This is a genomic window from Methanobrevibacter sp. (genome assembly GCF_017410345.1).
Taxonomy (GTDB): domain Archaea; phylum Methanobacteriota; class Methanobacteria; order Methanobacteriales; family Methanobacteriaceae; genus Methanobrevibacter.
Map to the genome: position 1 here is coordinate 1 of NZ_JAFQQZ010000040.1, position 25,183 is coordinate 25,183.

Genomic DNA, 25,183 nt, shown 5'->3' on the forward strand with positions numbered 1-25,183 from the left:
GGTATACGTATGGTTAAGATTAATGAAAACTATCTCTTATTGCAAAACAGTTATCTTTTTGTTGAAGTAAATAGACGTGCAGAAAAATATATGGCAGAAAATCCTGATAAGAATGTCATTAAGATGGGTATTGGAGATGTGACAAAACCTTTGACTCCTACCGTAATCAAAGCTTTCAAAGATGCTGTTGATGAAATGGCAGATGCCGATTCCTTTATGGGATACGGCCCTGAACAAGGATATGACTTTTTAGCTGAAGCCATCATCAAGAATGATTTCAACAGATGGGGAGTCGATTTGGACCTTGATGAAGTGTTCATTTCCGATGGTGCGAAATGTGACACAGGTAACATTCAGGAAATCTTTGCATTGGATAATGTGATTGCAGTGACCGACCCTGTTTATCCTGTATATGTGGACACCAATGTCATGGCAGGCAGATCCGGAAACATCAAGGATGATGGAATGTATGAAAACATCGTATATCTTCCATGCACAGAAGAAAACAACTTTGTTCCTGCACTTCCAAGCGAACCAGTTGACATAATCTATCTCTGTTTCCCAAACAATCCGACCGGAACCACTTTGACCAAGGATGAATTGGCCAAGTTTGTGGAATACGCAAAGGAAAATGATGCTCTCATCCTATTCGATGCCGCTTATGAAGTTTTCATTACAGAAGACAATGTACCTCATACCATATATGAAATCGATGGCGCTAAGGAAGTGGCTATCGAATTCAGAAGCTTTTCAAAAACAGCAGGATTTACAGGTACACGCTGTGCTTACACTGTCGTTCCTAAAGAGATTAAAATTAAGGACAGCGAAGGCAATGAACAGGCTGTCAATCCATTATGGAACAGAAGGCAAACCACTAAATTCAATGGTGTTTCCTATCCTGTTCAAAAGGCTGCAGAAGCGGTTTACACAGAACAAGGTCAAAAGGAAATCATGGAAAACATTGAATATTACTTGGAAAATGCCAGAATCATTCGTGAAAGCCTATCTGAAATCGGATTGAATGTTTACGGTGGAGTTAACTCCCCTTATATCTGGGTAAAGACTCCTAACGATATGGAATCATGGGACTTCTTTGACTTATTGTTGGAGGAAGCCAATATTGTAGGTACTCCTGGTTCCGGATTCGGTCCAAGCGGAGAAGGCTACTTGAGATTAACTGCATTCAATACCTTGGAAAACACTAAAGAGGCTATGAGCAGAATTTCTAAATTATCTTTCTAGATTAAACCTTTAATAATTTAGATTTCTATCTATCAATTTATTTTATAAATTATTTTTTTATGGTGAAAAAATGGAAGTTAATTCTTTATTGATTGAAGAAAATGATGATTTACAGGATTTATTCTCCAAATATGGTGCGTTAGCATTGGAAAAGCAGGAAACTTTATCCTCTCTTGTCGGAGATGCTGAGCCTGAATTAGATATTGAAAAGGGAATTGTCAAATTCGATGAGAAGGAATTCCCTATTCAGCTTATTGGATTTCTGGATCCTGATGAGGACGCTTGGTTCTGGGCATGGGACAATGAGGAAATTGGTTTTCCGGAAGAATTGATTGAAGAGGCAAAGGCAGTTAAGGAATTCGGCGAAAAGCAGAATGTTCCCCAATTCTATGAAAACGTATTCACTGCAAGCCTGACTGAAGCCCATATATTGAACATGACCATATCCTCCCTCTTTGGCAATGATGCATACTGTGCAGTGAATTATGGAACTTTTGTTTTCTTTGTCACCATCAAGTCCGATGAAATTCCTATAAGCGATGACATTGATGTGTTTGCAGTTACCATTAATGATTTCCATCGCAGATTCGAAGTGAATCACATAAAGGCTTTAAGATCATATGCCCTCTTAAAAGGTTATGAATACAAGGAAAGAGATGATTTTTCAGTTATTAAAGCCGGTGATGATAGGATAGTCGTTAGCTTGACTGAAAGAAAAAACATTCAAACCATTAAGGTATTTAAGGTCTAATGCCTTATTTTTTATTCTTTTAAATTATTTTAACTTTTTTTTTTTTTTTTTTATTGAAAATATTCTTCTATTCAATATTTCAACTATACAGGTGTTCTTATGAATCAAGACTTAATTGATGAAATTAATTATGAAATTCAATTATTGATCAAATCCGGCTTTTATAGTGATGACGAGATATTAGAGATTATTGATGATGAATTCATAGAAGAGAATATTTCTGAAGATTCCATTTCAAAACTCTTTTTAGACAACAAAGAGGAGATAGGTGGAATTGAAAAGGATTCAGAAGACTTCACCAAATTGAAGAATGCATTCTTTGACTTGACAAGGGAAAAAATCATTTCCATTCATAATGCAGGCTATGACATTGAAGAGGGAATTCAGGATTCATTTGAATTGTTTGTTCATTTAAGAAACAATAAGTATTCCCCAATTGGATTCTGTTTCTATACCTTTGAAGACATTGAAAATGTCATTGAAGGCAATGCATTGAACATTGCATTTGGCGATTTTGAATATGATGAGGAAAAAGGCCTTGAAATAGCTAAAAAGGTTGTAGGTGTTCTCAAAGGCTATGGCTTCGATATCAATTGGAATGAGTCTGTAGAGGAAATAATTGAAATCAGGGACTTCAATTGGAAAAAACGGTTTGATGGAAAGGAGTATTCCATGGACGGAGCACTTGAAGATTTTATTGAATTGAATAAGGATAAATAATTTTTTTTGTTTTATACTACTTAGTGATTATATGAATAACAGATCAAAAGAAATCATTGAAGAGGCCATATCACAAGGAAAATGGGTTTGGCTGGAGATTGATGGCAATTCCAATTCCTTATACCTGGAATTTGAAAATCTTAAATTGTCCTCCCAAACCATTTTTGACAATTCATATAGAGGGGAATTGGCCATTCGCTTTGGTCAAAACATATATCTGGCTTTGTTTTTCAATAAAAAGGATGATTTGGGTTTTTTAAGATTCAAAGATGATTATCTGGATCAATTATTAAGCTCAAATGAATATGTCACAGAAAAATATCCATATTTCTATGAGGAATTCTCAAAAAAGGTCGTGAAATTCAAATTCCAAGACTATGATTATCTAAATGAAATCATTAAAAAATATGATTTGAAAAAGGTTTTGGTTGATAAAAGAAATGAGAATGGGAATTATGACTTTTTACTGTCATTTGAATGTGAAGATATGGTCATTGCAGTTGGTGGGGATTACATTAATTGCTTTAATGATTTTGAGGCACTAGATGATGATGAGATAAAAAGGGTCTCAAATAATTGGATGATGTATTATTTGGATTATTGGAATAAAAAAGGGACCGATAAGGAATATGAAAAGGACGTGCTTTGTGAGGAATTTCCTTTAAAATAAACAATTAGATTTATAAAAGACTATTTTCATTAAAGTATTATATTTGAAAGGTGTATTTATGGAGCAATTGGAAAAGGGATACGATTATTTGAAGGAAAACAGCTATTTCTTTGGGGAAGTGCCTAATAAAAGGGCTTTGGAGATAGCAGATTATAAGTTCTTTTGGGACACTTCAGATGAGTTGGCTCCCTTTGGATGTGAAGAGGCATATGTTGCCTTTTGTGAATTGGCCAACTGGCTAATTGATTTTCCAAACACTCCAATAATTGAATGTTTCATGTGGATTCTGGAATCTTGGGACTTGGAATTGGAGGATTTCAATGATGATATAATTGAAAGCGAAAGAATCTTAAGGATAATTCAAGATATGGATTTCTATGAAGAGCTGATGACTTTGGACTATACAATAATCAGCACTGGCTTCGGACAGTTGATCATTCAAGGAAAAATAGACGGGGATGTTAAGAATATCATTCAATTGTCTATTTTACGTCAAATGAACTCCCATGTTTTAGATGCCTTTTTGGGAAACAATGAACAATGGAAATATGAAAGATACCTGTATTTGCAAAAGCTTTTGGAGATATTGGAAGAGGCTTAGAAAATCAATCTTCTTAATTCTTCTTTTATTTGATTCCTTATTCTTCAAAACTTTTCTGGGTTAATTCATATAGAAAATATTTATAAATGTTAAAGAATAAAATATATATGGTTTATAACTATGTTAAAAAATGGTTTAATGTTGATTAAGCTATTTTCTAAAAATCATTTTTATTTAAAACTATACTTAAAAGCTACACAAAATAATTTTTTAAAAGGAGATTTATATGACTTGTAGTATATTAGTCGGAGGAGCTTGGGGAGATGAAGGTAAAGGAAAATGCATCACTTACCTTTGTGACAAGGATAAGCCAAGCATCATTGCCCGTGCAGGTGTCGGACCAAATGCAGGGCATTCAGTAGAATTCAATGGAGAGAAATACGGTTTAAGATTAACTCCATCTGGTTTTGTGCATAAGGATGCCAAACTCATGATTGGTGCAGGTGTTTTAGTCAATCCTGATGTATTATTCAAGGAATTTGAAGACTTGAAGAAATATGATGTAAAGGAAAGAATGTCTGTTGATCCAAGATGTGCAATTATTAATGATGATCACATATCAAGAGATAAAAGTTCCGAACACTTAGCTAAAAAAATTGGAAGTACAGGTTCCGGTTGCGGTCCTGCCAATTCAGACCGTGTAATGAGAAATATCTCTCTTGCAAAGGACATTCCTGAACTTGAAGATTATATTGCTGACGTATCCATTGCTTGCAATGATGCAATTGAAAATGGAGATGATGTATTCATAGAAGGTTCTCAAGGATTCGCCCTTTCACTTTATTATGGGTCATATCCCTTTGTAACAAGTAAGGACACTACAGCTTCAACATTTGCCGCTGATGTCGGTGTGGGACCAACTAAAGTGGATGAAGTGATCAATGTATTCAAATCCTATATCTCCCGTGTTGGAGAAGGTCCTTTCCCAACAGAAATGACTCAAGAGGAAGCTGAAAGCAAAGGTCTTGAGGAATATGGTGTTGTAACCGGAAGACGTAGAAGAATTGGCTACTTTGATATGGAACTTGCTAAGGAATCATGCAGAATCAATGGTGCCACTCAAATAGCTTTAACTTGTGTGGATAAGCTTTTTGACTGTGCACGTGTTCAAGATTATGGTCAATTGTCAGCTGAAACCAAAGCCTTCATTTCAGAAATAGAACAGGAAACCGGTGTGCCAGTAACCATCATATCTACTGGACCAGACTTAAAGGACACTATTGACTTAAGAAAAGAATTGTTATAATTCTTTTCCAATTTTTCTTTTTTTAGTCTTTTTATAATTTTTCTTTTTTTAAATTAACTAATTCTTTTTTAAGATTGATTTTACTTTTCTTATTGGTTTTGTCATTTTCCAAGAATTGGAATTTAAAAAACTTTTTATTTCTTTATCCTTTTTCTTAATCTCTTTCTCTTTCTTTTTAATTTCCGCATTCTTTAAATCAATCTCTTTTTGCAATTTGTCATTTTTTTCAATATTCTCTATAGATTTGATTTTAGATTTTGTGTAAGGCGGACGGTTTGGGCGTTTGATTATATATCTTAAAAAATTACATTCCCATGTCATGAATAATTTCAGATTTCCAATATCTAAATTGAAATGTTCAAATATTTCTTCAAAATTTGTGAATTCCCTTATCAGGCTGTTGCTATAGAAATGATAATTAAATGACCTATAAAATATATATTCTAAAGGTATTGGGAAATCAAAAATCCATTCATAGTCGATTAGAGTAAATTCACCATCAATTAAAAACATATTGGCGAAAATTGAATCCAGATAAGATTTTTTGTGGCAATGGAATTTAATGTCTGATTTCACTTTAAAAATCTTTAAAAATTCTTCCGTACAATATGCATTGGATTCAAATGAATTGTAGAACAATGCATCATAATAATCCTCAATCAATTTAAAAAATTTGTCCTTATCATCATCTGCAATAGCATCAAGAAGCAGATATTCGCAGGATTTTTGCTTTAAAAAATCATAATAAAGGGCATTATCATTCATTTCAGCGTTCAAGCATTTAATTTTACCTATAACATATGTGCTTCCCTCAAACATTTTCTTAATGTGGTCATTTGATTTTGTTGAAATAGGGGTTTTGGAAACCTTGCCATCAGACCAAATAGTTGTATATATGTTAAATTCCTCTTTCCTATCTGTGCCTAGTTTGACATAATCAATTTTGTCAGTTGGATAGGTCATATCAGAAGATCGGATTTCAATTAGAAATGAATTAGCGAAATATTGGGATAAATTTTCTTGAGATAATGATAGATTTAATTTCACTTCATCAAAAATGAGGGTTCTTTCACTGGAATAATCGTTAACTCCGGTATATGGAATTTCATTTATAAATCTGTCGGTGTTGATAACTTGAGGAAATTCATGATTTGGATATGGGTAAAAAAACTTATAATTGGAGAAACCTGAAGCATCAATAATATTGCAAATCTCGGTTTTTGCAAATGTCTGAACAAAATCTATATCAGAATATCCATTGATTCCATTGAAATACTGATTTGTATGCTCTTCCTTATATCCTGCAAAGTATTTCAAGCCTAAGCGATTGCTTAAAGCAAGCAGTATGACTCCATCATCCTTTAAAAACTTTTTAAGATAATCTAAATAGTCAACATAAGGATTTTCAGATTGTACAAAGGATTTTGCATATTCAAAAACATTGCATAAGACAATGTAATCAAATTTTTCATCAAGTTCAATATCATTGAAATCGGAAACTATAACCTCAGCATCTTCTGCCCTTTTTGAAATGATCTTGCATTTTGATTCACTCTCTTCAACTGCAACAACACGGCCGAGCTTTTCTGTGAACAATGATGTCAATTGACCATAGCCTGCCCCTATTTCAAGCAGGCTTCCCTCTTTTTTAAATGGATACCAATGAAATAGATTTTGCCTTAATGGGGAAAGGAAATAATGATACTCGTAATGATTGTTCCTTTTCAACACATCAAAGATATCTTCGCCATCGCAAATGATATCATATATCTCATTTTCCAAATCTGCATCTTCATATAGTCTTTGATAATTCATGTTTAAACCCATATCATAATCTAAAAAACTTTTTTTCTAATTTTAGCATTTAATAAAAAATTAATTTAGTTTTAAAAAAAGAATAAATAAATATTTAAAAAAATAAAAAAAGAGAAAGGATTCGATATTTAGTCATTTGCCAAATTATCGAAGTATCCTTGGATGAATACGACTGGAGTTCCCTTGTCTCCAGAACCGCTGGTCAAGTCACATAATGAGCCAATCAGGTCAGTCAATACTCTAGGAGTTGTTCCTTCGGTAATCATTTGTCCGGTCAAGTCAGCGTCCTTTTGTCTGATTTCCTCTTTAATGGCTTCTTTTAATTCATGACCTTTCAAATCAGCGAATTTATTATCGGAAACATATTTCAATTTGATTTCATTTGGATATCCTACCAATCCTTCAGTATGTGCCGGGGAAACTACAGGGTCTGCCAATTCCCAAATCTTTCCGACAGGGTCCTTGAATGCTCCGTCACCGTAAACCATCACTTCTATTTGTTTCCCTGTAAGTTCAATCAATCTTTTTTGAACTTCATGAACAACAGCATCTCCGGTTTTTGGGAACAGTTTCAATTTTTCCTCAGTTGCCTTGTTGGAACCAAGCAATCCGTAATCAGGATTGCAGCCTGAATCGCCAATAGGTTCGGTTAGGATTTCATGCAATCCGAATACATTGGCTCCTTCAGCCTTAAGGAATTTGGTGGTTTTTTCTCTTGTGTGGATATCGCAGGTCAATACATCAGTATTGTAGTCAAGAATTGTTTTCACATCGTTGGAAAAGACGAATTCGACTTCACAGTCTTCGCTTTCAATCAATTCCCTGTAGAAGTCAATCATGTTGATTCCGGTGAATGGGTGTTTCCATGAACCGAAGGTTTCCTTGTATTCATCTTCAGAGATGACGCTTCCTAAATTAAATTCGCTTGCCTCTAGGATCTCTTCGTCTAAAATACCGTTTCCAACTTCATCTGCAGGGAAAGAGGTTAAAAGGGTGATCTTGTCCATTCCTCTTGCAATACCCTTTAAGATGATGGAGAATCTGTTTCTGCTTAAGATAGGATTTGTCACTCCAATGTTCTTGGATGGGAACTTGTTTTGGACGTCTTGTGCAACATCATCCACAGTCACATAGTTTCCTTCTGAAATACCTACGACCGCTTCGGTGATTGCTACAATGTCCTTGTCTCTGAATTCAAATCCTTCGCTTTCCTTTGCTGCCATCAATGAATCAACAACTATGGTAGCCAAATCGTCATTTTCTTTAATAATAGGTGTTCTTATTCCACGTACTACAGTACCAACACATCTCATTTTGATTACTCCTAAATAAACATAAATATTTGTTGGGTCAAAATTCCAACAACCTATTAATTTTATATTCGTTTAATTATATATATGTTAAGATTTTTTGATTTTCATAGAATTATTCTTAATGAATGTGGAGAAATATCATCTATTTTTAAGCTCTTTTTTAAAAAGTATTACTTTTTCCAAAATTATATATATTTTAATAATAATACAATCTATTATGAAAGATATTATTAATCCGAATGTGGAAATTCCTGATGATCAGGTAGCTATGGCATTCTTTAGGAGTGTCCGTTGGGTTAATGGAGTCTATTGTCCTAAATGCAAATCATATAATGTCAACAATAGGGGAAACCAAGGCAGAACCCGCAGATATGTATGCAAGGATTGCGGTGCCAATTTCAATGACTTTTCAGGTACAATCTTCCATAAAAGCAAGATACCTCTCAATGTGATGTTGTATATACTGTTTAATTTGGATAATAAAACAACTACTCAATTGTCTGAAGAGCTGGATTACAGCAGGCAATGCATTTCAAGAATATCCAAATTGTTCCGGGAAAAGCTATTGGACAATCCGGAATATTTTGACATTGAAGAATGATTTTTACTTTTTTATTTCCTGCTTCAATATTTCACTGATTTGCCTATTTCTGATATGACATTTTTTTTCAAATGTTAGTTTATCGGTGCATATTTTCTCGTTTTTGTAACTTTGATGGTACATCCATGTTAGCATATTAGTATATAACAATTGTTAATTTTTTCTTCATTAACCTAAATAATCTATCCCAATTACTTTTATTCAGATTAAATTTGAATAATATTTGAAATAAATGAATTTTAGTTGTATTTACACTATGTAACTCTTTTAAAATAGTTTATTTAATGTAAATTTTCTAAAATTAAAGCTATTTTTTGCACTATTAATCTATCATTCCTTTATTTAATGAAAAACATTATATACTTTGTTTTCCAATTTTAATATAAGTAATAAGTTTTTAAATTATATTTTATTAATCCATAAAAACTAATTGATAAATACTTTTTTAATTTCAAATTAAACCTTTATTTTAATTTATTAGTTTTTTCTAAATTATTAAAAAATAGTTTATAAAAAAACAACTTATTATTTTAAAATTTTTATGTAACTTTAAAATTTCATATGGATTTTAAATTAGTTATGTGAAAGTGTTTTGTTTAATTTTAAAAATTAAAGTGATTTTATGGATAAAAAAATTCTCGCAATTATTGCTGTTATTATTATAGCTCTTGTAGCTGTAGGTGCTTACTTTGCAACCAGTGGCGGCTCCAGTGACAATGTGGTAAGAATCGGTCACTTGCCTTCAGATCACGACACCGCACTTTTCGTTGCACAGGAAAAGAAAATGTTTGAAGATCAAGGTCTTACTGTTGAACTCACTCAATTTAACAACGGTGGAGACTTAATGACTGCTATGGCAAGTGGAGATATCGATATTGGTTATGCAGGTATTACCCCTGTAATGTCTTCCATTTCCCAAGGGGTTCCAGTGAAAGTTGTATCTGGTGCTCAAATTGAAGGAAGTTCAATCGTTGCTGGTGAAAACAGTGGAATCAACACCGTTGCAGACTTAAAAGGCAAAACCGTTGCAACCCCTGGTGAAGCAACCATTCAAAACATGCTTTTGACCTCTGCACTCACCCAAGCAGGTGTATCAACCAAAGATGTTGAATTCACTACCATGAAAGCTGCTCAAATGACTGATGCTTTAAAAGCAGGTCAAGTTGACGCCATGATCATTTGGGAGCCATATGCTTCCATTGCAGTTAAGAACGGTGACGGCAAATTAGTGGAAACCAGTGGAGAAATCATTCCTGGCCACCCATGCTGCTGTGTTGTAGCAAGAGAAGACTTCATCAACAATCATCCTGATGAATTGAAGAAAGTCTTGAAAGCTCATGAAGATGCTACTGAATTCACCAATGCAAACCCTGCAGAAGCAGCCAAATGCTTACCTGAAGATATTGTGCCTGATCAAGAATTGCAAGCAAGTGTAATAAAAGACACTACCTTCATTTCCGGTTTAGACAGCTCTTACAAACAAAATGTAATGGCATTCATGAACCTTGAAGTACAATTAGGTCTTTTAGAAAAACCTTTAACTCAAGACCAAATCTTCGCAGACATATAAATCTATAATTTATTTTAGATTTGATGATAAGTTTTGCTCTTTTGAGTAATTCTTATTTTCTTATTTTTTTTAACTTTTTTTTAAGATTTTTAATCATTTTCAATTTTCTTAAAAGATTTCTTAAAACTTTAAATAGGTTAAAATCTGTTATATTTCATTCTTTTCATTTTTTTCATTTATAATTGAATTTTTTTAAATGCTAAATTATATATATTATAGAGTAATAATTATTAATATATAAATGAATATAATAAAAATTTTATAGATAGTGATTTATGTGGATATTAAGAAAGAATTTTTACCATTTATTTTACCGGCAATACTTCTTATAATCTGGTATCTTCTTACTGATGGATTGCATCTGATTCCCTATTACATCCTGCCAAGTCCATTGAATGTGTTTACTGCAGGATGGAATCTGATAAGCAGTGGAAAATTGTTTATGCATACCTCAAGTACTCTTGTAAAGGTATTTTCAGGCATTATCCTTGCATCAGTGGTTGCAATTCCTTTAGGAATAATTCTTGGATGGTATGAGACTTTAGATAGATTAAGTTCCTTGATCATCAGTATCCTAAGGCCTATCCCTCCAATTTCATGGATCCCATTTTCCATTCTTTGGTTTGGTATAGGATTGTCCTCAGCAGTATTTGTAATATTTATCGGTTGTGTATTCTCCGTGCTTGTCTATACCATTGACGGTGTAAAGAGAACAGACAAGGTTTTGATTGAAGCTGCCCAAACCTTAGGTGCTAACAATTGGGATATCCTAACTAAGATTGTACTTCCTTCCACATTGCCTTATATCGTCTCAGGACTTAAGGTAGGTGTAAGTATTGCATTGATGTGTACAGTCTCTGCTGAGATGATTGCTTCAAGCAGAGGTTTAGGTTATATGATCCTGACTGCAAGTCAATTGTTCCAGCCAGGAACTGTAGTGGTTGGTATGATAGTAATTGGTATAATCGGTATTTTATTTGATTATGGATTTAGAAAGGCACAAGAGAAAATATTCTGGTAATTCGATTATGAATCTATAAGGCATAAAAAAAATATTCTGGTAATTACCAGGTTTAAATATTATTAAAAGGTGTTTATATTGGCAATTGATATAAAAAATGTTTCTAAATCATTTGTTACAAAAGATAAAGATTTCATGGCATTGAAAGATATAAATTTACATGTTGATGATGGAGAGCTAATCTGTCTTTTAGGGCCTTCAGGTTGTGGAAAAACAACCCTTTTGAGAATGGTTGCAGGTTTGGAAACACCTGATGAGGGTGAAATTTACGATAGAGGGGAACTTGTCGAAGGACCTTCAAAAGATAGGGGCTTCATTTTTCAGCAATACTCATTATTCCCTTGGCTGAATGTTTTGGATAATGTTATGTTCGGATTGAATTTGGCAGGTGAAAACAGCAAGGAAGAAAATCTTCAGGCTGCTGAAAGATACTTGGATAGAGTGGGATTGGCGGATTTCAAATACAGTTATCCTCATGAGCTTTCCGGTGGTATGAAGCAAAGGGTGGCAATTATCCGTTCCTTATTGAATCACACTCCGGTATTGCTTATGGATGAGCCATTCTCTGCAGTTGACATGTTGAATAGGCATACATTACAGGAACAATTGATTGGAGTATGGAAAAGATTTGAGACTACAATTCTTTTTGTTACCCACGATGTTGATGAAGCGGTCTATTTGGCAGACAAGATTGTGATTATGGATAAAAGGCCAGGTAGAATAAAAGATGTGGTGGAAGTTCCACTTGAACGTCCTAGACAAAGGGAATCAAGAGAATTCCTGGATTTCCAAGATGAAATTGAAAAGCTATTGGGAATTTGGGAGCCCTAATTTTTTTTCACTGTTTAGACTAATTGGTCTAAATTTATTTTCTATTTTTTTATTTTTTAAAAAGAGTTTCTATTTTTTTATAGTAATTTGGAATTGAAATTAGGATTTAATGTTCCGTATCTTCCATTCCTTACAGATTCATAAATGAATTTTGTGGATCTTTCAATAGCTGTTTTTAGATTATCATCATCAGAGCTGTTCTCATCCTTTTCATTCAATAAAATGAGATTTGCACAGATTGCAGCTGATAGGCTGCATCCGGTTCCATGCAGATTGTCTGTTTTGATTAGATCTTGATGCAGTGTGCTTAATTCATCCTTTTCCTTATTGTAAATGATGTTTGTTCCATTAAGATGTCCGCCGGTAATCATCACATTGCAGTATTCCCCAATCTTATATGCTGCTTCCTTTGCATCATCAACATTTTCTATTTTCATATTGGATAGTTTTTCAGCTTCGGAAACATTCGGAGTTACAAGGACGGTCTTTTCAAGAAGATGTTCTTTCAATGCATCAGCTATTTCTGACTTTCCCAGTGCGTCTCCTGCACTTGCGACCATCACTGGATCAACAACTATGCTTAAATCATATTCTTCGACCTTTTTACTTACAAGCTGGATGATTTCCTTTGAGTATAATAAGCCTGTCTTTGAGTATTTGATAGCATACTCATCAAAAATAGAATCTATCTGCTGTGAGATACTATGAAGTGTAACAGGTTCAACAGAAAAGACCTTTTTAGGATTCTGTGCGGTGAGCGCAGTGACTACTGCACATCCATGAACGCCATGTGCAGCCATGGTTTTGATGTCGGTGCTTATTCCCGCTCCTCCTGATGGATCGAATCCTGCAATTGTAAGTCCTATCATATTATCCCTTGCTTTATCATTGTAAAAAAAAGTTAATTGAAAATTATTTTATTTCTTATTTTTTTAGAAAGTTAATTGAAATTATTTTATTCCTCTGTATCCCGAGTGACCTTAAGTCTTTCATGGCCATGACAGGATTCCACCTTGATTCCAAGGGATTCAAGATACTTTTTGGTTTCTGTTCCATTTCCATGAAGCATGATTTCTCCAAGGTCTTCTGTGGTATTTACATCAAGTGCCATATAGAATGAGTCGTGAACTAAAGGAGCCAGCTTTTTCCTTTCAGCCTCTTCAATATGCTTCTTGAAGCTGAATCCTCCGAATTTCATGTCAATGGCCAATGGTTTGATGATCAATGTATTGGTTCCACCGCCTTTTGACGGAACGATTATGAAATCAAGATGCTTTGCCTGGTCAATGAGAAGCTTGATATTGGTTTTTCCAATCAATGGAATGTCGGATGGCAAGATAATGACTTTTCTGGTTTTCTTTCTAGACCATTTCATTGCCTGTTTCAATGCTTTGTTCAACGGAATTTCATCACCGGATTTTGAAGTTTTAGAGGGTTTATGGTCCTCTTCAACAAGTGTGGTAAGTTCCAATTCCTCTGCAAAGGCCAAAACCTCCGGATCTTTGCTTATTATTACAATCTTATCTACAATAGGCTTTAATGTGATTGCAATGTCTTTGAGCATAGCCTTTAAAAGATTTTTTCTCTCCTCAGGTGATAAGAAAGGAGATAATCTTGTTTTAGCATTTGCAAATTGATTTACAGGAATTATTGCATAAATCTTTTCCATTTCCATTCCTCTTGATTTTCTAGTGAATTTTGTTTTAAATTAAATTATCATTAGTATGTTTTTGCCATAAGAGCGAGATGTTTTGCTGGCTTCCCGCAATGTGGACATACCTTATCGGTTTCAATGTTCTCTTCGTTAATTCCGAGAATGTCCACATCAGTTTCCTCTTCAATGGATTTTCCGCATTCCTCATCTCCACACCAATAGAACTTGACGACCTTTCCTTCATCAACTATTTCGGATACATTCTCAAGGCTTTCTAAAGTGACTATCTTCTCTTCCTGTTTAGCCCAGGAATTGGATTTCAGGCTTTCTTCAACTTCAATCAAAAGATCTTCCACTTTTCCAGCAACATCATCATCTAAGCTGATTTCAATCTTCTCGCCAGTGTCCCTTCTTCCGATGATTGCCACATTGTTGTTCAAGTCCCTTGGACCTAATTCGAATCTGAGAGGAGTTCCTTTCAATTCCCAATCAAAGAATTTCTTTCCAGGTCTGATGTCCCTTGTATCCATTTGGACTCTAATGCCTTTGGCTTCCAATGATTCCTTGATTTCATTACATTTAGCCATCACTTCCTCTCCACCATCCTTGAAAATGATTGGAATGATTGTAATCTGTTTTGGGGAAATCTCCGGAGGCAATTGAAGACCTTTTTCATCTCCATGGGCTGCAATGGCTGCAGCAATTACCCTATCAGATATTCCATAGCATGTCTGATAGGCATATTCATGATTTCCTTCCTTGTTCTCAAAGGTGATTTCAAAGGTCTTTGCAAAGGTCTGGCCTAAATTGTGAACGGTACCGATCTGCAATGTCTTTCCATCAGGCATGATGGTGTCAAAGGCCATTGTGTACTCTGCACCAGGGAACTTGTCCCAAACAGGCCTTTTGCTGATTAGGTAAGCGATTCCAAGCCCATCGAAGAATTTCTTATAGATTTCGATTCCTGTTTCAACTTGCTCTTCAGCTTCCTCAGCGCTTGAATGCACGGTATGTGCTTCAGCAAAGGTTGTGATTTCCCTTACCCTTATGAGTGGCCTTGTATGTTTTGTCTCATATCTGAAGGTGTTCACCACTTGGTATTGCTTTATCGGCAAGTCAATATGTGATCTCACATATAATGAAAACATAGGATACATTGCGGTTTCACTTGTAGGTCTGATTGCCAATTTCTCATTCAATTCTGTCTGACCGCCATGGGTTACCCAGTATACCTCGTCTTCAAATCCCTTTACATGAATTCCTTCTTTTGCAAGTTCTCCTTCTGGAATAAGCAATGGATATAAGGTTTCATCATGCTCTTCATCCATCAAATCCCTAAAGATGTTTAAGGTTGCTCTTCTGATTTGAAATCCGTAAGGAAGCCATACAGCCATTCCCTTAATAGGATATCTTGAATCGGTTATTTCCGCCTTTTCTAAAATCTCATGGAACCATTCACTAAAATTTTCCACATTATCACCTAATTTGAATAAAAATATAAGTTTAAGTTAAAATAACTAATGATGGATTCAGCCATCTTATCAGTTATCATATTAGTTTAATAATATTTATAATATGTTTTTAATTTATTATATAGTTTATAGTTTAAAAATCTTAGTTTTAGGATTTGAAATTCTTATTCTTAATTTCATTTGAAAAAGATAAATCAAAACTTATTTAATTTATAGAAAACATATATTAAATTAATATTAATTAACATGCTATAAATTTTTAAGAATAATATAGATTCAAAGATTAAGAAAATTAATTTTTAAGGAGATAATATGGATTCTAAAACAATTCAAATGCCAAGAGAAGTGCATATTGGGCCTAATGTTCTTGATGAAATAGGGGAAATATGCAAGAATTTACGTTTATTTGATGAGGCTCTTGTCGTTTCTGGTTTTCATACATATGATGTGGCTGGAAAGCAGACAGTTGAGGCTTTGGAAAGATCAGACTTTGGAGTTGAAGTCGTTAAAGTCAAGGATGCTTCAATGGAGTCTGTTGAGTTGGTTCAGGAAAGAATAGCCAATGCTTCTGTAGTATTGGGTGTTGGAGGAGGTAAGATCATTGATGTTGCAAAGCTTGCTTCCACAAATGCACATAATTACTTCATTTCCGTTCCGACAACTGCCTCTCACGATGGTATCGCATCACCTATGGCATCAATAAAGAATGACAAAGGCTCCGTATCAAAGAATGCAAATTCTCCAATGGCTGTTGTTGCAGATACGGGCATCATCAACACTTCTCCTTTTAGATTAATCGCTTCCGGATGTGCGGATATAGTTTCAAACTATACTGCAATCAAGGATTGGAAATTGGCTTATAGATTAAGGAATGAGCCATATAGTGAGTCAGCAGCTGCATTGTCTGAAATGACTGCAAAGCTTATCATCAAGTCTTCCGACAGCATTAAGGAAGGTCTTGAGGAAAGTGCAAGAATTGTAGTGAAGTCATTGTTCAGCAGTGGTATGGCAATAAGCATTGCAGGTTCATCAAGGCCTGCAAGCGGATCCGAACACCTGTTCAGCCATGCATTGGATAGAGTGGCTAAAAAGCCTGCATTGCACGGTGAGCAATGTGGTGTGGGAACAATCATGATGATGCATTTGCATGGCGGCAACTGGAGATCCATCCAGAATATTCTAAAGACTATCGGCGCTCCAACAACTGCAGCGGAACTGGGAATTGATGATGATGAGATCATTGATGCATTGACAATGGCACATACAATAAGGCCAGATAGATATACAATTTTAGGAGACAATGGCCTTACAAGAGAAGCTGCTGTTAAATTGGCTAAAAAGACTGAAGTCATTTAGCTTGGAAAGTTTTTTGGGAAGTATTATTGCTAAGATTTAGTTGTTAAATTTTGATTATTCTTAAAAATTCATTTATTTTCCTTTTAAATTTTTAGTGTGTTAATTTGGTTTAAAAATTATAAAGGAATGATTATATGATTACATTGATTGGTAAGGAATTGGCAAAAGAGGGAGTGAGCTTTGTATTTTATGAAGCCGCAGAGGAGTGCTCGTCCTGTAGGTTCAAGGCCTCTTGTGTGGATTCCCTAAAGAAAGGCCATAGATATACAATAACTGAAGTCAGGGATGTTGAACAGAAATGTCCTGTCCATGAAAGCGATAAGGTTCAGGTAGTGGCTGTTGAAAATGCGGAATTCACCATTTTAACAGATTCAAAAGGAGTATTTGAAGGTTCAAGCTTTGACTTCAAGCGTCAAGGATGCTCCAATAAGGACTGTGATTACAGGCATATGTGTTTCCCTGATGGAATCTCAAAAGAAGAGAAGGGAGTGTATGTCAAGGACTTAGGCAAATTCAAGGATTGTCCAAAAGGGAACGCTTTAGTTAAATGCATTGTAAAAATTCAAGATAAATAATAAGCTTGATGGAAATTCAATTTAAACTTTTAATTTTTATTATTTAACTTAATGATAATTATTTGGTGTTAATATGAGTCAAATGAAAAAGGATTGCGGTTATGCTGCAGCTGATTTGGTAAAAGACGGTCAAGTATTAGGACTTGGAACCGGGTCCACTACACTTTACTTCATTGAAAAGGTAGGTATGAGAGTTAGGGATGAAGGAATTGAAGTCATGGGAATTCCAACCTCTTTCCAATCAAGACTCCTTGCTAGAAAGTGGAACATTCCGCTTACAGACCTTAGCGAGCATGAAATAGATCTTGCTGTGGATGGTGCTGATGAAATAGACCTTGACTTTAACTTGATTAAAGGTGGAGGAGCGGCACACACCTTGGAAAAGATTGTTGACTATTCAGCAAAGGAATTGGTAATCATTGCAGATGAATCCAAGCTTGTGGATGTTTTAGGCGCTTTCCCACTTCCAATTGAAATCATACCAGATTCCTTGAATCCTGTTACAAAGGCTTTGGAGGATATGGGAGGAAAAGTGGAAGTCAGAATGGGTCAGGCTAAGGACGGCCCTGTCATAACGGATAATGGAAACTTCATTCTGGATGTTGCATTCGGCAAGATTGAAAACCCTATTCCTATGGAAAAGGAACTGAACACCATTCCAGGAGTTGTGGAAAACGGATTGTTCACTGAAATGGTTGATAAGGTAATTATCGGTTCCAAAGATGGTGTGAAATACTTATAATTTCATTCATTTCACATTACTTTTTTTATTCTTTTTTTAATCAATTTTTATTATTATTTTATTCATTCTTTCAATCTTTTTTATTATTTTTTCATTCATTTTTCATTAGGAATTTCTTATCAAACTTTACTTCATAAAGAAAGTTTATATAATATAATCTAGATAGATTATAATGATTCTAATATGAATTAATTCTTTTTTAAATTAATTTTTATTCAATAATTTTTTAATATTATTCATTTTGTTTAAATTTGATTAATTTTATCTTTATTAATTTATTAGAATGTTTATAATTCAAAATTCAACTAACTATTAAGAATTAAATGTTTATTTAGGATTTGAGTAAATGAGAGTCGTTATCGTTGGTGGTGGAGCTGGAGGAATATCAACAGCTTCCAACCTTAGAAAATTAGATGAAAAAGTTGAAATTGTGGTATTGACAAGGGATAATCAGGTTTCATATTCCCCTTGTGCCATTCCTTACGTATTGTCAGATAGGATCCATTCATTTGATGATATTGTGATGAGGACAGTTGATGATTATAAGGCAAAGAACATTGATGTGATGCTTGAAACTGAAGTTACTGCAGTTGACAGTTCTAAAAAGCAAATCACATATGTTCAAGATGGTGCAGAAAAAACCATGAAATATGACAAATTGGTTTTGGCTACTGGAGGAAGCCCATTCGTACCGCCTATGAAAGGTGTGAACTTGGATGGAGTATTCAAGATCAGAACCTTGGATGACGGAAAGAGGGTTAAGGAATGGTCTGAAGACTGTAAAAGCGCAGTAGTAACCGGTGCAGGATTGATTGGTATTGAAATCGCTTATGCATTCAAGAAGATGGGCCTTAAGGTAACCTTATGTGAAATGTTGCCTCAAATCGTTCCACGTTCCCTTGACCCAGATATGGCTAAAATCATTACAGACTACTTGATGGAAGAAGGAATCGACATAGTTCTTGGCCAACCTATCACTGAACTGAAAGGTGAAGATGGAAGGGTGAAGACTGCTGTATTTGATGATGGAACTGAAGTTGATGCGGATATGGTCATATTGGCTACCGGTGTAAGGGCTGAATTGGACTTGGCTAAAATGGCTGGCTGTGACTGTGGAAGATGGGCTGTACTTGTAAATGATAGGATGGCTACCTCAGTACCTGATGTTTATGCTGTAGGTGACTGTGTCGAGTGCTACAGTGCAATACTTAGGTCAAACACCGTTTCCCAGTTAGGGACCACTGCTGTAAGGCAAGCGAAAACCTTGGCCCAAACCCTTGCAGGAAGACGTTCAAGATTCAATCCGGTCTTGAATTCCATGGTTACCAAGGTAGGTAAATTGGAGTTCGGTGCAGTAGGGTTGACCCGCAGCTTTGCACAGCAGAACAGCATTAAAGCGGTTGTAGGGAAAGTGGAAGCCTTGACAAGGGCAAGATACTATCCAAATGCCAAGCCAATGAATGTTAAGGTTATTTGTGATGCGGATGGAACCATTATCGGATGCCAGATCATTGCAGAGGAAAGGGTGGCTGAAAGAATTGACACCATGACTTTAGCCATTACCGAAGAGTTGACCTGCTTTGAATTGAGCAATATGGAGTTTGCATATGCTCCTCCTGTATCTATGGTAACTGATCCATTGGTAATTGCTGTAGAGGAAGTAAGTAAGAAGTTCAATAATTAGATAAACTTTTTATTTATTTTTTATTTTTTTATAAGTTTTTTAATCTCTATTTTTATTTTTATTATTCTTAATTTTTCCTTCATCAGATTTTTGCAATCTTTAATTTTTATTTTTGCATTTAATATTAAAATTTGATTTTTCATTTTTCAATTAAATTTTTTTAGCTATTTTTCTAATATGATTACATAATTTTTCAACTGATTTTGCAATATTTATTTTTTATTTTTGCAATTCTTTCCAAAAAATCAGTACTTATTTATATAACAGAGAATATATAATATATTGATAAATGTTTGATTATTATTTAATATAATCATTATTTTCATTTATAAGACTAATTTAAATTACAAAAAACAATTATTGGATTTATTGGAGAGGATTTAGTTGACTAAGATATTTATTTCATGTGCATTGCCATATGCTAATGGGCCATGCCACTTAGGGCATTTGAGATCCACTTATATTCCAGCTGATATCTACGCTCGATACAATCGTATGGCTGGAAATGAGGTATTGATGGTATGTGCAACTGATGAGCATGGTACTCCAATTGCAGTTAAGGCTGATGCGGAAGGCAAAAAGCCTATTGAAATCGCAAAAAGATACCATGATATGATTGCAGAAGACATTAGAAGCTGCGATATCTCTTTGGATAACTTTACAAGGACTACAGATGAATTGCACTATAAGATATCACAGGACTTTTTCAAGTACCTTTACGATAATGGACTGATTTATGAGGAAACCATTCAACAGCTCTACTGTGAGAACTGTGAAAAGTTCCTTCCGGACAGATATGTGGAAGGAATCTGTCCTGTCTGCGGTGCTGAAGCAAGAGGGGACCACTGTGAAGTCTGTGGTAGGGCATTGGACCCTATAGAGCTTGTCGAGCCAAAATGCTTGACCTGCGGAAACACTCCGGTCATCCGTGACAGTACCCAATACTTCTTTAAGTTAAGCCATTTCCAAGAGCAGCTTGAGGATTATATTAGCACAAATGAATACTTGCCACCAAATGTAAGGAATTATGCTAAAAACTGGTTGAAGGAAGGTCTTCAGGATTGGATCATGACCCGTGACATGAAATGGGGTATTCCAGTGCCTTTGGAAGGTGCAGAAGGAAAAGTAATCTATGTATGGGGAGAAGCGTTTTTAGGTTATATCTCATCTGCAGCCCAATGGTCAAGAAAATCCGGCAAGGCTTGGGAAGACTATTGGGATGGTCATGTGGTTCATTTCATCGGTAAGGACATTATTTACCACCACTCTTTATTCTGGCCTGCAATGCTTTTAGGTCATGACTGCAAATTGCCGGATGACATTTTCGCAGGGGAGTTCCTATCCCTTGAAGGCAGAAAGATGTCCACCAGCAAGAACTGGGTCATTTGGGTGGCAGACTTTGTCAAGGACTTTGATTCAGATCTTCTCAGATATTACCTTACCATCAATGCTCCTTTGAATAAGGACACTGACTTCTCTTGGGATGAATTCCAAAGAAGGATCAACGATGAATTGGCTGATGTAATTGGTAATTTCCTCCACAGAACATTCACTTTCACCAATAAGTTCTTTGATGGAAAGGTCCCTGAATATAAGAATCCAAGTGCAGATGACTTGGAATTTGAGAAATCAATTAAGGAATTGCCTGATAAGGTAGGGGAATTGATCTCTGACATGAAATTCAGGGAAGGTCTGGTTGAAATTATACTTACTGCCAAAAAGGGAAACAAATACTTCAATGACCAGGAACCATGGAAAGCGGTTAAGGAAGATATGGAAAAGGCTTCAAACTGTCTTTACTTATCCAACCAATTATGCAAGGCAATGGCTGTCTTGCTCAAACCTTATATTCCAAACAAGGCAGATGCAATCTGTGACATAATCAACATTCCAACTGAAAACGATTGGGACGATGCAAAGGTCTTCTTGGAAACCGGCCATGAGATCAACAAGGCAAAACCATTATTCAAAAAGATTGAAGATAAGGTTATTGAAGCTCAAAAGGAAAAATTATATAAGAACTTGGAAGATTCCGAAAGTGAATCTAAAGATGATAAGAAAGACTCTAAAGACAAGAAGAATGAAGAGGAGTCTAAAGATGAAGGTGAAAAAATGGATTTAATCAGTATTGACGATTTTGCTAAAGTGGAAATCAAGATTGGTAAGATCTTGGAATGTGAAAAGATTGAAAAGTCTAACAAACTATTGAAAACTCAAATTGACATTGGTGACAAAACCATTCAAGTGGTTGCAGGATTAGGTAAAAGATATGCTCCTGAAGACTTGATTGGCAAAAAGGTCCCTGTAGTGACCAACTTGAAACCGGCTAAATTGATGGGAGAAAAGTCTGAAGGAATGATCATGGCTACCGAAAGTGCAGCTATTCTAACTCCAGACGATTGTGAAATCGGCGAATTGCTTATGTAATTTGTCCATTTTACTATTTTTAAATTAATGAATCAAGACAAAAGGCATAGGCAAGATTTTTATTGAACGAAATTGATTTATAATATCCTATTAAATTATAGGTTCTTGGCGGCAAACCTATAAAAGTCCTCACGGTGATATTATGGATGAATCATTGATGATTACAGAGTCTGAAAAATTTCTAAATCAAATAGAGAAGGAAAAATTAGATTTGACCAATCTAAAAAAGGATTTTAAGGATTTGGAGTCCTTTTTGGAAATCTATGAACTTCTCAAAGGCAATTTGGATAAGCTTCAGGAGATGAAGGAGAGTATGGATGAAAGCGGTTACACTGCTCCATTCCGCTCCTTAAATCGTTATGGTTCCCGTGCAAGCGATGATGTGGATTATGAGGAATTGGGTGAGATAAGTCGCCATACCCAAATCTTTAGGAATAGGGCATCTGCCAAGAAAAACAGTTTTGATAGGGTCAAATATGCCATTTCCGCACATAAGATTGCATTAGGCAATTTGGAGGAATATGCCAAAATAAGATGCAGCGAATGCAAGAAATCCTATAGGGTAAGCAGTTACCTGGAAAGGGGAAAGACATGCAAGTGCGGTTCCAATGATTTCGAATTTAAGATTAATCACTCAGGCGTTCATAGGCTTGAGATAATTCCTTATTTACCATTGTCAGGTAATTACATGGTCCTGATGTCCGGTTTGTCCAGTTGGGGAAGGGAATCCTTTAAAAGGGTTCTAAACATCTTAAAGCAACAGAGAAGAGGGGTTGTAAAGACAGTCACCCCTATTGTCAAATATAAGGAAAACGGAAGGACAATCACCAAAAGGGTTCCTCTCGACAGTGAATTCGCAGACAGCTATGAGGATGAGCTTAGGAGAAGGTTCGGCAAGGGTGTCCGCATAGAAAGATTGGAATTCAGGAGGACCAAGCCTACAATCATCAACGATAAGCATACCTGCACAAATTTGGCTTTGGCTTATGTAAAGCATGCAGAGGATATTGTTGAACGCCATGGTGAAGCTATTTTTGAAGACAAGATTAAGGATATGAACAATCTTAAGATCTATGATGAAATCATCTACTCCGTTAATTTGGAAAAGCCTGAATTTATAGATTCAAGTGATTTGGAGGATTGGAGAAGCGATAAGATTGATAGGACTCTTGAGGAATTGGGATTGATTGACAAGTTCGGCAATTTGGATAGGAGCCTTAAGAAAGATTTGAAGGAAAGGGAAAAGATCAAGACAAAGATCTTTGCAGACATTGCACCTACATTGATATTGTGGGACATTTCCAAATACTATCTATGCACTTCCCAAGACAGGCGTCAGCGTTATGGTTCACCTTTCCCATATATCCGTGGAGACATTGACAGGCAACAGCGTAAGGTATTCCAGAATCCCCACAATCAAGTTGTGGACCTTTTAAGGGAAAAGGAGAAGGAACATATCTTGGCGGTTGATGAAATGGATTTGTTGCTTCATAAGAAATTCAAGTTTGAAAGCAGAATAAAGAACCTGAACATCAAGTTGAATTATGCCGCAGTGGGTCCTGCAATTGTGTTCACCAATTCCAACTATAGCATTAAGGAAGTTTCCTATGCATTCAAAGTAGGCGAAAAGAGCATCAAGCGTGAAATAAATAATATGAAAAGTATTAGAAAGCCTAATACAAAACGTTCCAGAGACTTTATTGATTTGGTGAAGAATAAATCTTGATTTGTATTTGCTATTGTATATTTTATAATTCGTTTTTTATAATTCAAACTTAAAAAGGTGTTTTTCATGGCTGAAGACTTTGATGAATTCGAAGAATTTCCTGAGGATTATGATGATTTTGATGATTATCAGGATTTTGAGGATTTTGAAGACTTTGACGATGAAGATGATAACTTCGAAGATCTTGATGACATTGATTTCGACAATTTGGATTCCCAGTCTAAGGAAGAGTTGGACATCTTTGACGAAAGACCTTTGGAAACCGATTCAAGATATGACATCAATGCGGTTGAGGTTCATATCTCAACACAGCTCACATCACAAAAGATCATTGAATTGATGGACACCTATCCTTCATTAAAGAGAATCACCTGTCCTCAAAGCATTTATAATAGGATTTCCCCTACTTATATCAAGGCTTTGGATAATTTGGGGGTGTCCGTTGAAGTGAAATATAATTGGGGAAAAAGGAAATATTCAAAAAATCAGATAAATCAGGTAGTTGATTTGTTCAATGAAGGAAAACGTTCAGATGAAATTGCAAGCATATTGGACATGTCTGTTTCCAATGTGGATTACATCAAATCCAAGTATTTTGACAGAATCAATGTCAAACATTACAGAAGAAAGTATGATGATGCCTGCAGGCAAAAAGTTAAAGCCATGAGAGAAAAAGGTATTAAGCCAAAGCAAATTTCACAAGAACTTAATATACCGGTCAGGTCTATATATTATATTTTGAATAAGAAATAATTTTTTTTAATTTTATTTTAAAAAATTTCTCAAAATACTATTTTTCACTGCTAAGATTTTAAAAAATTTTTCTTAAAAAATACTATTTTTATTAATTAATTTTTTACAAAAAATTTACTATTGGAATAATTAAAACAACAATTCATATTTTTAATGGTTTTGACATTTATTTCATTTTAATTTACTATGTATTTAATATAATAAACTCATGATAATCATATGGTCTTTTTAATATTGCTTATCTACATTTAGCAGTAATTTTTTATAAGTTTAACTAATTTTTATAATTTTTTTCATTTTCTAAAAGTTCTAAAGATATGAAATTTTTATTAAAAGTTTATTTAATATAAGTAATAAAAAGTAAATTAATTAATCTATTTAAGAAGAAATTATACGAATTAATTTAGGAAACA

22 protein-coding genes are annotated in these 25,183 nt (G+C 34.9%); 17 read left to right on the forward strand and 5 right to left on the reverse strand.

Going from position 1 to position 25,183, the window contains the following annotated elements; translation table 11 throughout:
- Positions 1-9: 9 nt before the first annotated feature.
- The 6 genes from IJE13_RS04830 to IJE13_RS04855 all read left to right on the forward strand — a co-directional run bounded on the left by IJE13_RS04830 (position 10) and on the right by IJE13_RS04855 (position 5,230).
- Positions 10-1,242, forward strand: coding sequence for an LL-diaminopimelate aminotransferase (locus tag IJE13_RS04830; protein WP_292777793.1), 1,233 nt, complete (start codon positions 10-12; stop codon positions 1,240-1,242).
- Between the two features lie 70 nt (positions 1,243-1,312).
- Positions 1,313-1,993, forward strand: a complete 681-nt coding sequence (locus IJE13_RS04835; protein ID WP_292777716.1) for a DUF6882 domain-containing protein — start codon at positions 1,313-1,315, stop codon at positions 1,991-1,993.
- Positions 1,994-2,092: 99 nt separating this feature from the next.
- Positions 2,093-2,713, forward strand: coding sequence for a hypothetical protein (locus IJE13_RS04840; protein WP_292777718.1), 621 nt, complete (start codon positions 2,093-2,095; stop codon positions 2,711-2,713).
- 31 nt (positions 2,714-2,744) lie between these two features.
- Complete coding sequence (locus tag IJE13_RS04845) at positions 2,745-3,383, forward strand: hypothetical protein (RefSeq protein ID WP_292777721.1); 639 nt, start codon at positions 2,745-2,747, stop codon at positions 3,381-3,383.
- Between the two features lie 58 nt (positions 3,384-3,441).
- On the forward strand, positions 3,442-3,984 hold the full coding sequence (locus IJE13_RS04850; protein ID WP_292777723.1) for a hypothetical protein: 543 nt from the start codon (positions 3,442-3,444) through the stop codon (positions 3,982-3,984).
- A 226-nt stretch (positions 3,985-4,210) separates the two neighbouring features.
- Complete coding sequence (locus IJE13_RS04855; RefSeq protein WP_292777725.1) at positions 4,211-5,230, forward strand: adenylosuccinate synthetase; 1,020 nt, start codon at positions 4,211-4,213, stop codon at positions 5,228-5,230.
- A gap of 57 nt (positions 5,231-5,287) precedes the next feature.
- On the opposite strand, the gene IJE13_RS04860 is transcribed toward IJE13_RS04855, so the two are convergent.
- Together IJE13_RS04860 and IJE13_RS04865 are read right to left on the reverse strand one after the other, a co-directional pair.
- Positions 5,288-7,045 carry a class I SAM-dependent methyltransferase gene (locus IJE13_RS04860; RefSeq protein WP_292777727.1) on the reverse strand — a complete coding sequence of 586 codons (1,758 nt, stop codon included), beginning with the start codon at positions 7,043-7,045 and terminating at the stop codon, positions 5,288-5,290.
- A gap of 128 nt (positions 7,046-7,173) precedes the next feature.
- Positions 7,174-8,358 (reverse strand): coenzyme F420-0:L-glutamate ligase, encoded by a 1,185-nt coding sequence (locus IJE13_RS04865; RefSeq protein WP_292777729.1) that lies wholly within the window; start codon positions 8,356-8,358, stop codon positions 7,174-7,176.
- Positions 8,359-8,575: 217 nt separating this feature from the next.
- On the opposite strand from IJE13_RS04865, the gene IJE13_RS04870 reads away from it, so the two are divergent.
- The 4 genes from IJE13_RS04870 to IJE13_RS04885 all read left to right on the forward strand — a co-directional run bounded on the left by IJE13_RS04870 (position 8,576) and on the right by IJE13_RS04885 (position 12,381).
- Positions 8,576-8,959 carry a transposase gene (locus IJE13_RS04870; RefSeq protein ID WP_292777731.1) on the forward strand — a complete coding sequence of 128 codons (384 nt, stop codon included), beginning with the start codon at positions 8,576-8,578 and terminating at the stop codon, positions 8,957-8,959.
- 622 nt (positions 8,960-9,581) lie between these two features.
- Positions 9,582-10,529, forward strand: a complete 948-nt coding sequence (locus IJE13_RS04875) for an ABC transporter substrate-binding protein (protein ID WP_292777735.1) — start codon at positions 9,582-9,584, stop codon at positions 10,527-10,529.
- A gap of 277 nt (positions 10,530-10,806) precedes the next feature.
- On the forward strand, positions 10,807-11,550 hold the full coding sequence (locus IJE13_RS04880; RefSeq protein WP_292777737.1) for an ABC transporter permease: 744 nt from the start codon (positions 10,807-10,809) through the stop codon (positions 11,548-11,550).
- Positions 11,551-11,628: 78 nt separating this feature from the next.
- Complete coding sequence (locus IJE13_RS04885; protein WP_292777739.1) at positions 11,629-12,381, forward strand: ABC transporter ATP-binding protein; 753 nt, start codon at positions 11,629-11,631, stop codon at positions 12,379-12,381.
- 77 nt (positions 12,382-12,458) lie between these two features.
- On the opposite strand, the gene thiD is transcribed toward IJE13_RS04885, so the two are convergent.
- The 3 genes from thiD to proS form a co-directional block, all read right to left on the reverse strand.
- Entirely contained in the window at positions 12,459-13,250 is a 792-nt protein-coding gene (gene thiD / locus IJE13_RS04890) for a bifunctional hydroxymethylpyrimidine kinase/phosphomethylpyrimidine kinase (protein WP_292777741.1), read from the reverse strand.
- An 86-nt stretch (positions 13,251-13,336) separates the two neighbouring features.
- Positions 13,337-14,050, reverse strand: a complete 714-nt coding sequence (gene cofC / locus IJE13_RS04895) for a 2-phospho-L-lactate guanylyltransferase (protein WP_292777744.1) — start codon at positions 14,048-14,050, stop codon at positions 13,337-13,339.
- 50 nt (positions 14,051-14,100) lie between these two features.
- Complete coding sequence (proS, locus tag IJE13_RS04900; RefSeq protein WP_292777746.1) at positions 14,101-15,507, reverse strand: proline--tRNA ligase; 1,407 nt, start codon at positions 15,505-15,507, stop codon at positions 14,101-14,103.
- A gap of 312 nt (positions 15,508-15,819) precedes the next feature.
- Between proS and IJE13_RS04905 the strand changes: the two genes are divergently transcribed.
- The 7 genes from IJE13_RS04905 (at position 15,820) to IJE13_RS04935 (ending at position 24,770) form a co-directional block, all read left to right on the forward strand.
- Positions 15,820-16,863, forward strand: coding sequence for an NAD(P)-dependent glycerol-1-phosphate dehydrogenase (locus IJE13_RS04905; RefSeq protein WP_292777748.1), 1,044 nt, complete (start codon positions 15,820-15,822; stop codon positions 16,861-16,863).
- A 134-nt stretch (positions 16,864-16,997) separates the two neighbouring features.
- Positions 16,998-17,438, forward strand: coding sequence for a UPF0179 family protein (locus IJE13_RS04910; protein WP_292777750.1), 441 nt, complete (start codon positions 16,998-17,000; stop codon positions 17,436-17,438).
- A gap of 73 nt (positions 17,439-17,511) precedes the next feature.
- Positions 17,512-18,180 carry a ribose-5-phosphate isomerase RpiA gene (gene rpiA / locus IJE13_RS04915; protein ID WP_292777752.1) on the forward strand — a complete coding sequence of 223 codons (669 nt, stop codon included), beginning with the start codon at positions 17,512-17,514 and terminating at the stop codon, positions 18,178-18,180.
- A gap of 346 nt (positions 18,181-18,526) precedes the next feature.
- Positions 18,527-19,864 carry an FAD-dependent oxidoreductase gene (locus IJE13_RS04920; protein WP_292777753.1) on the forward strand — a complete coding sequence of 446 codons (1,338 nt, stop codon included), beginning with the start codon at positions 18,527-18,529 and terminating at the stop codon, positions 19,862-19,864.
- Positions 19,865-20,248: 384 nt separating this feature from the next.
- Complete coding sequence (gene metG, locus IJE13_RS04925) at positions 20,249-22,291, forward strand: methionine--tRNA ligase (RefSeq protein ID WP_292777756.1); 2,043 nt, start codon at positions 20,249-20,251, stop codon at positions 22,289-22,291.
- Positions 22,292-22,433: 142 nt separating this feature from the next.
- The gene (locus tag IJE13_RS04930) at positions 22,434-24,017 is read left to right on the forward strand and encodes a DUF530 domain-containing protein (RefSeq protein WP_292777760.1); all 1,584 of its coding nucleotides are present in this window, start codon (positions 22,434-22,436) and stop codon (positions 24,015-24,017) included.
- 66 nt (positions 24,018-24,083) lie between these two features.
- The gene (locus tag IJE13_RS04935; protein ID WP_292777762.1) at positions 24,084-24,770 is read left to right on the forward strand and encodes a hypothetical protein; all 687 of its coding nucleotides are present in this window, start codon (positions 24,084-24,086) and stop codon (positions 24,768-24,770) included.
- Positions 24,771-25,183 lie beyond the last annotated feature (413 nt).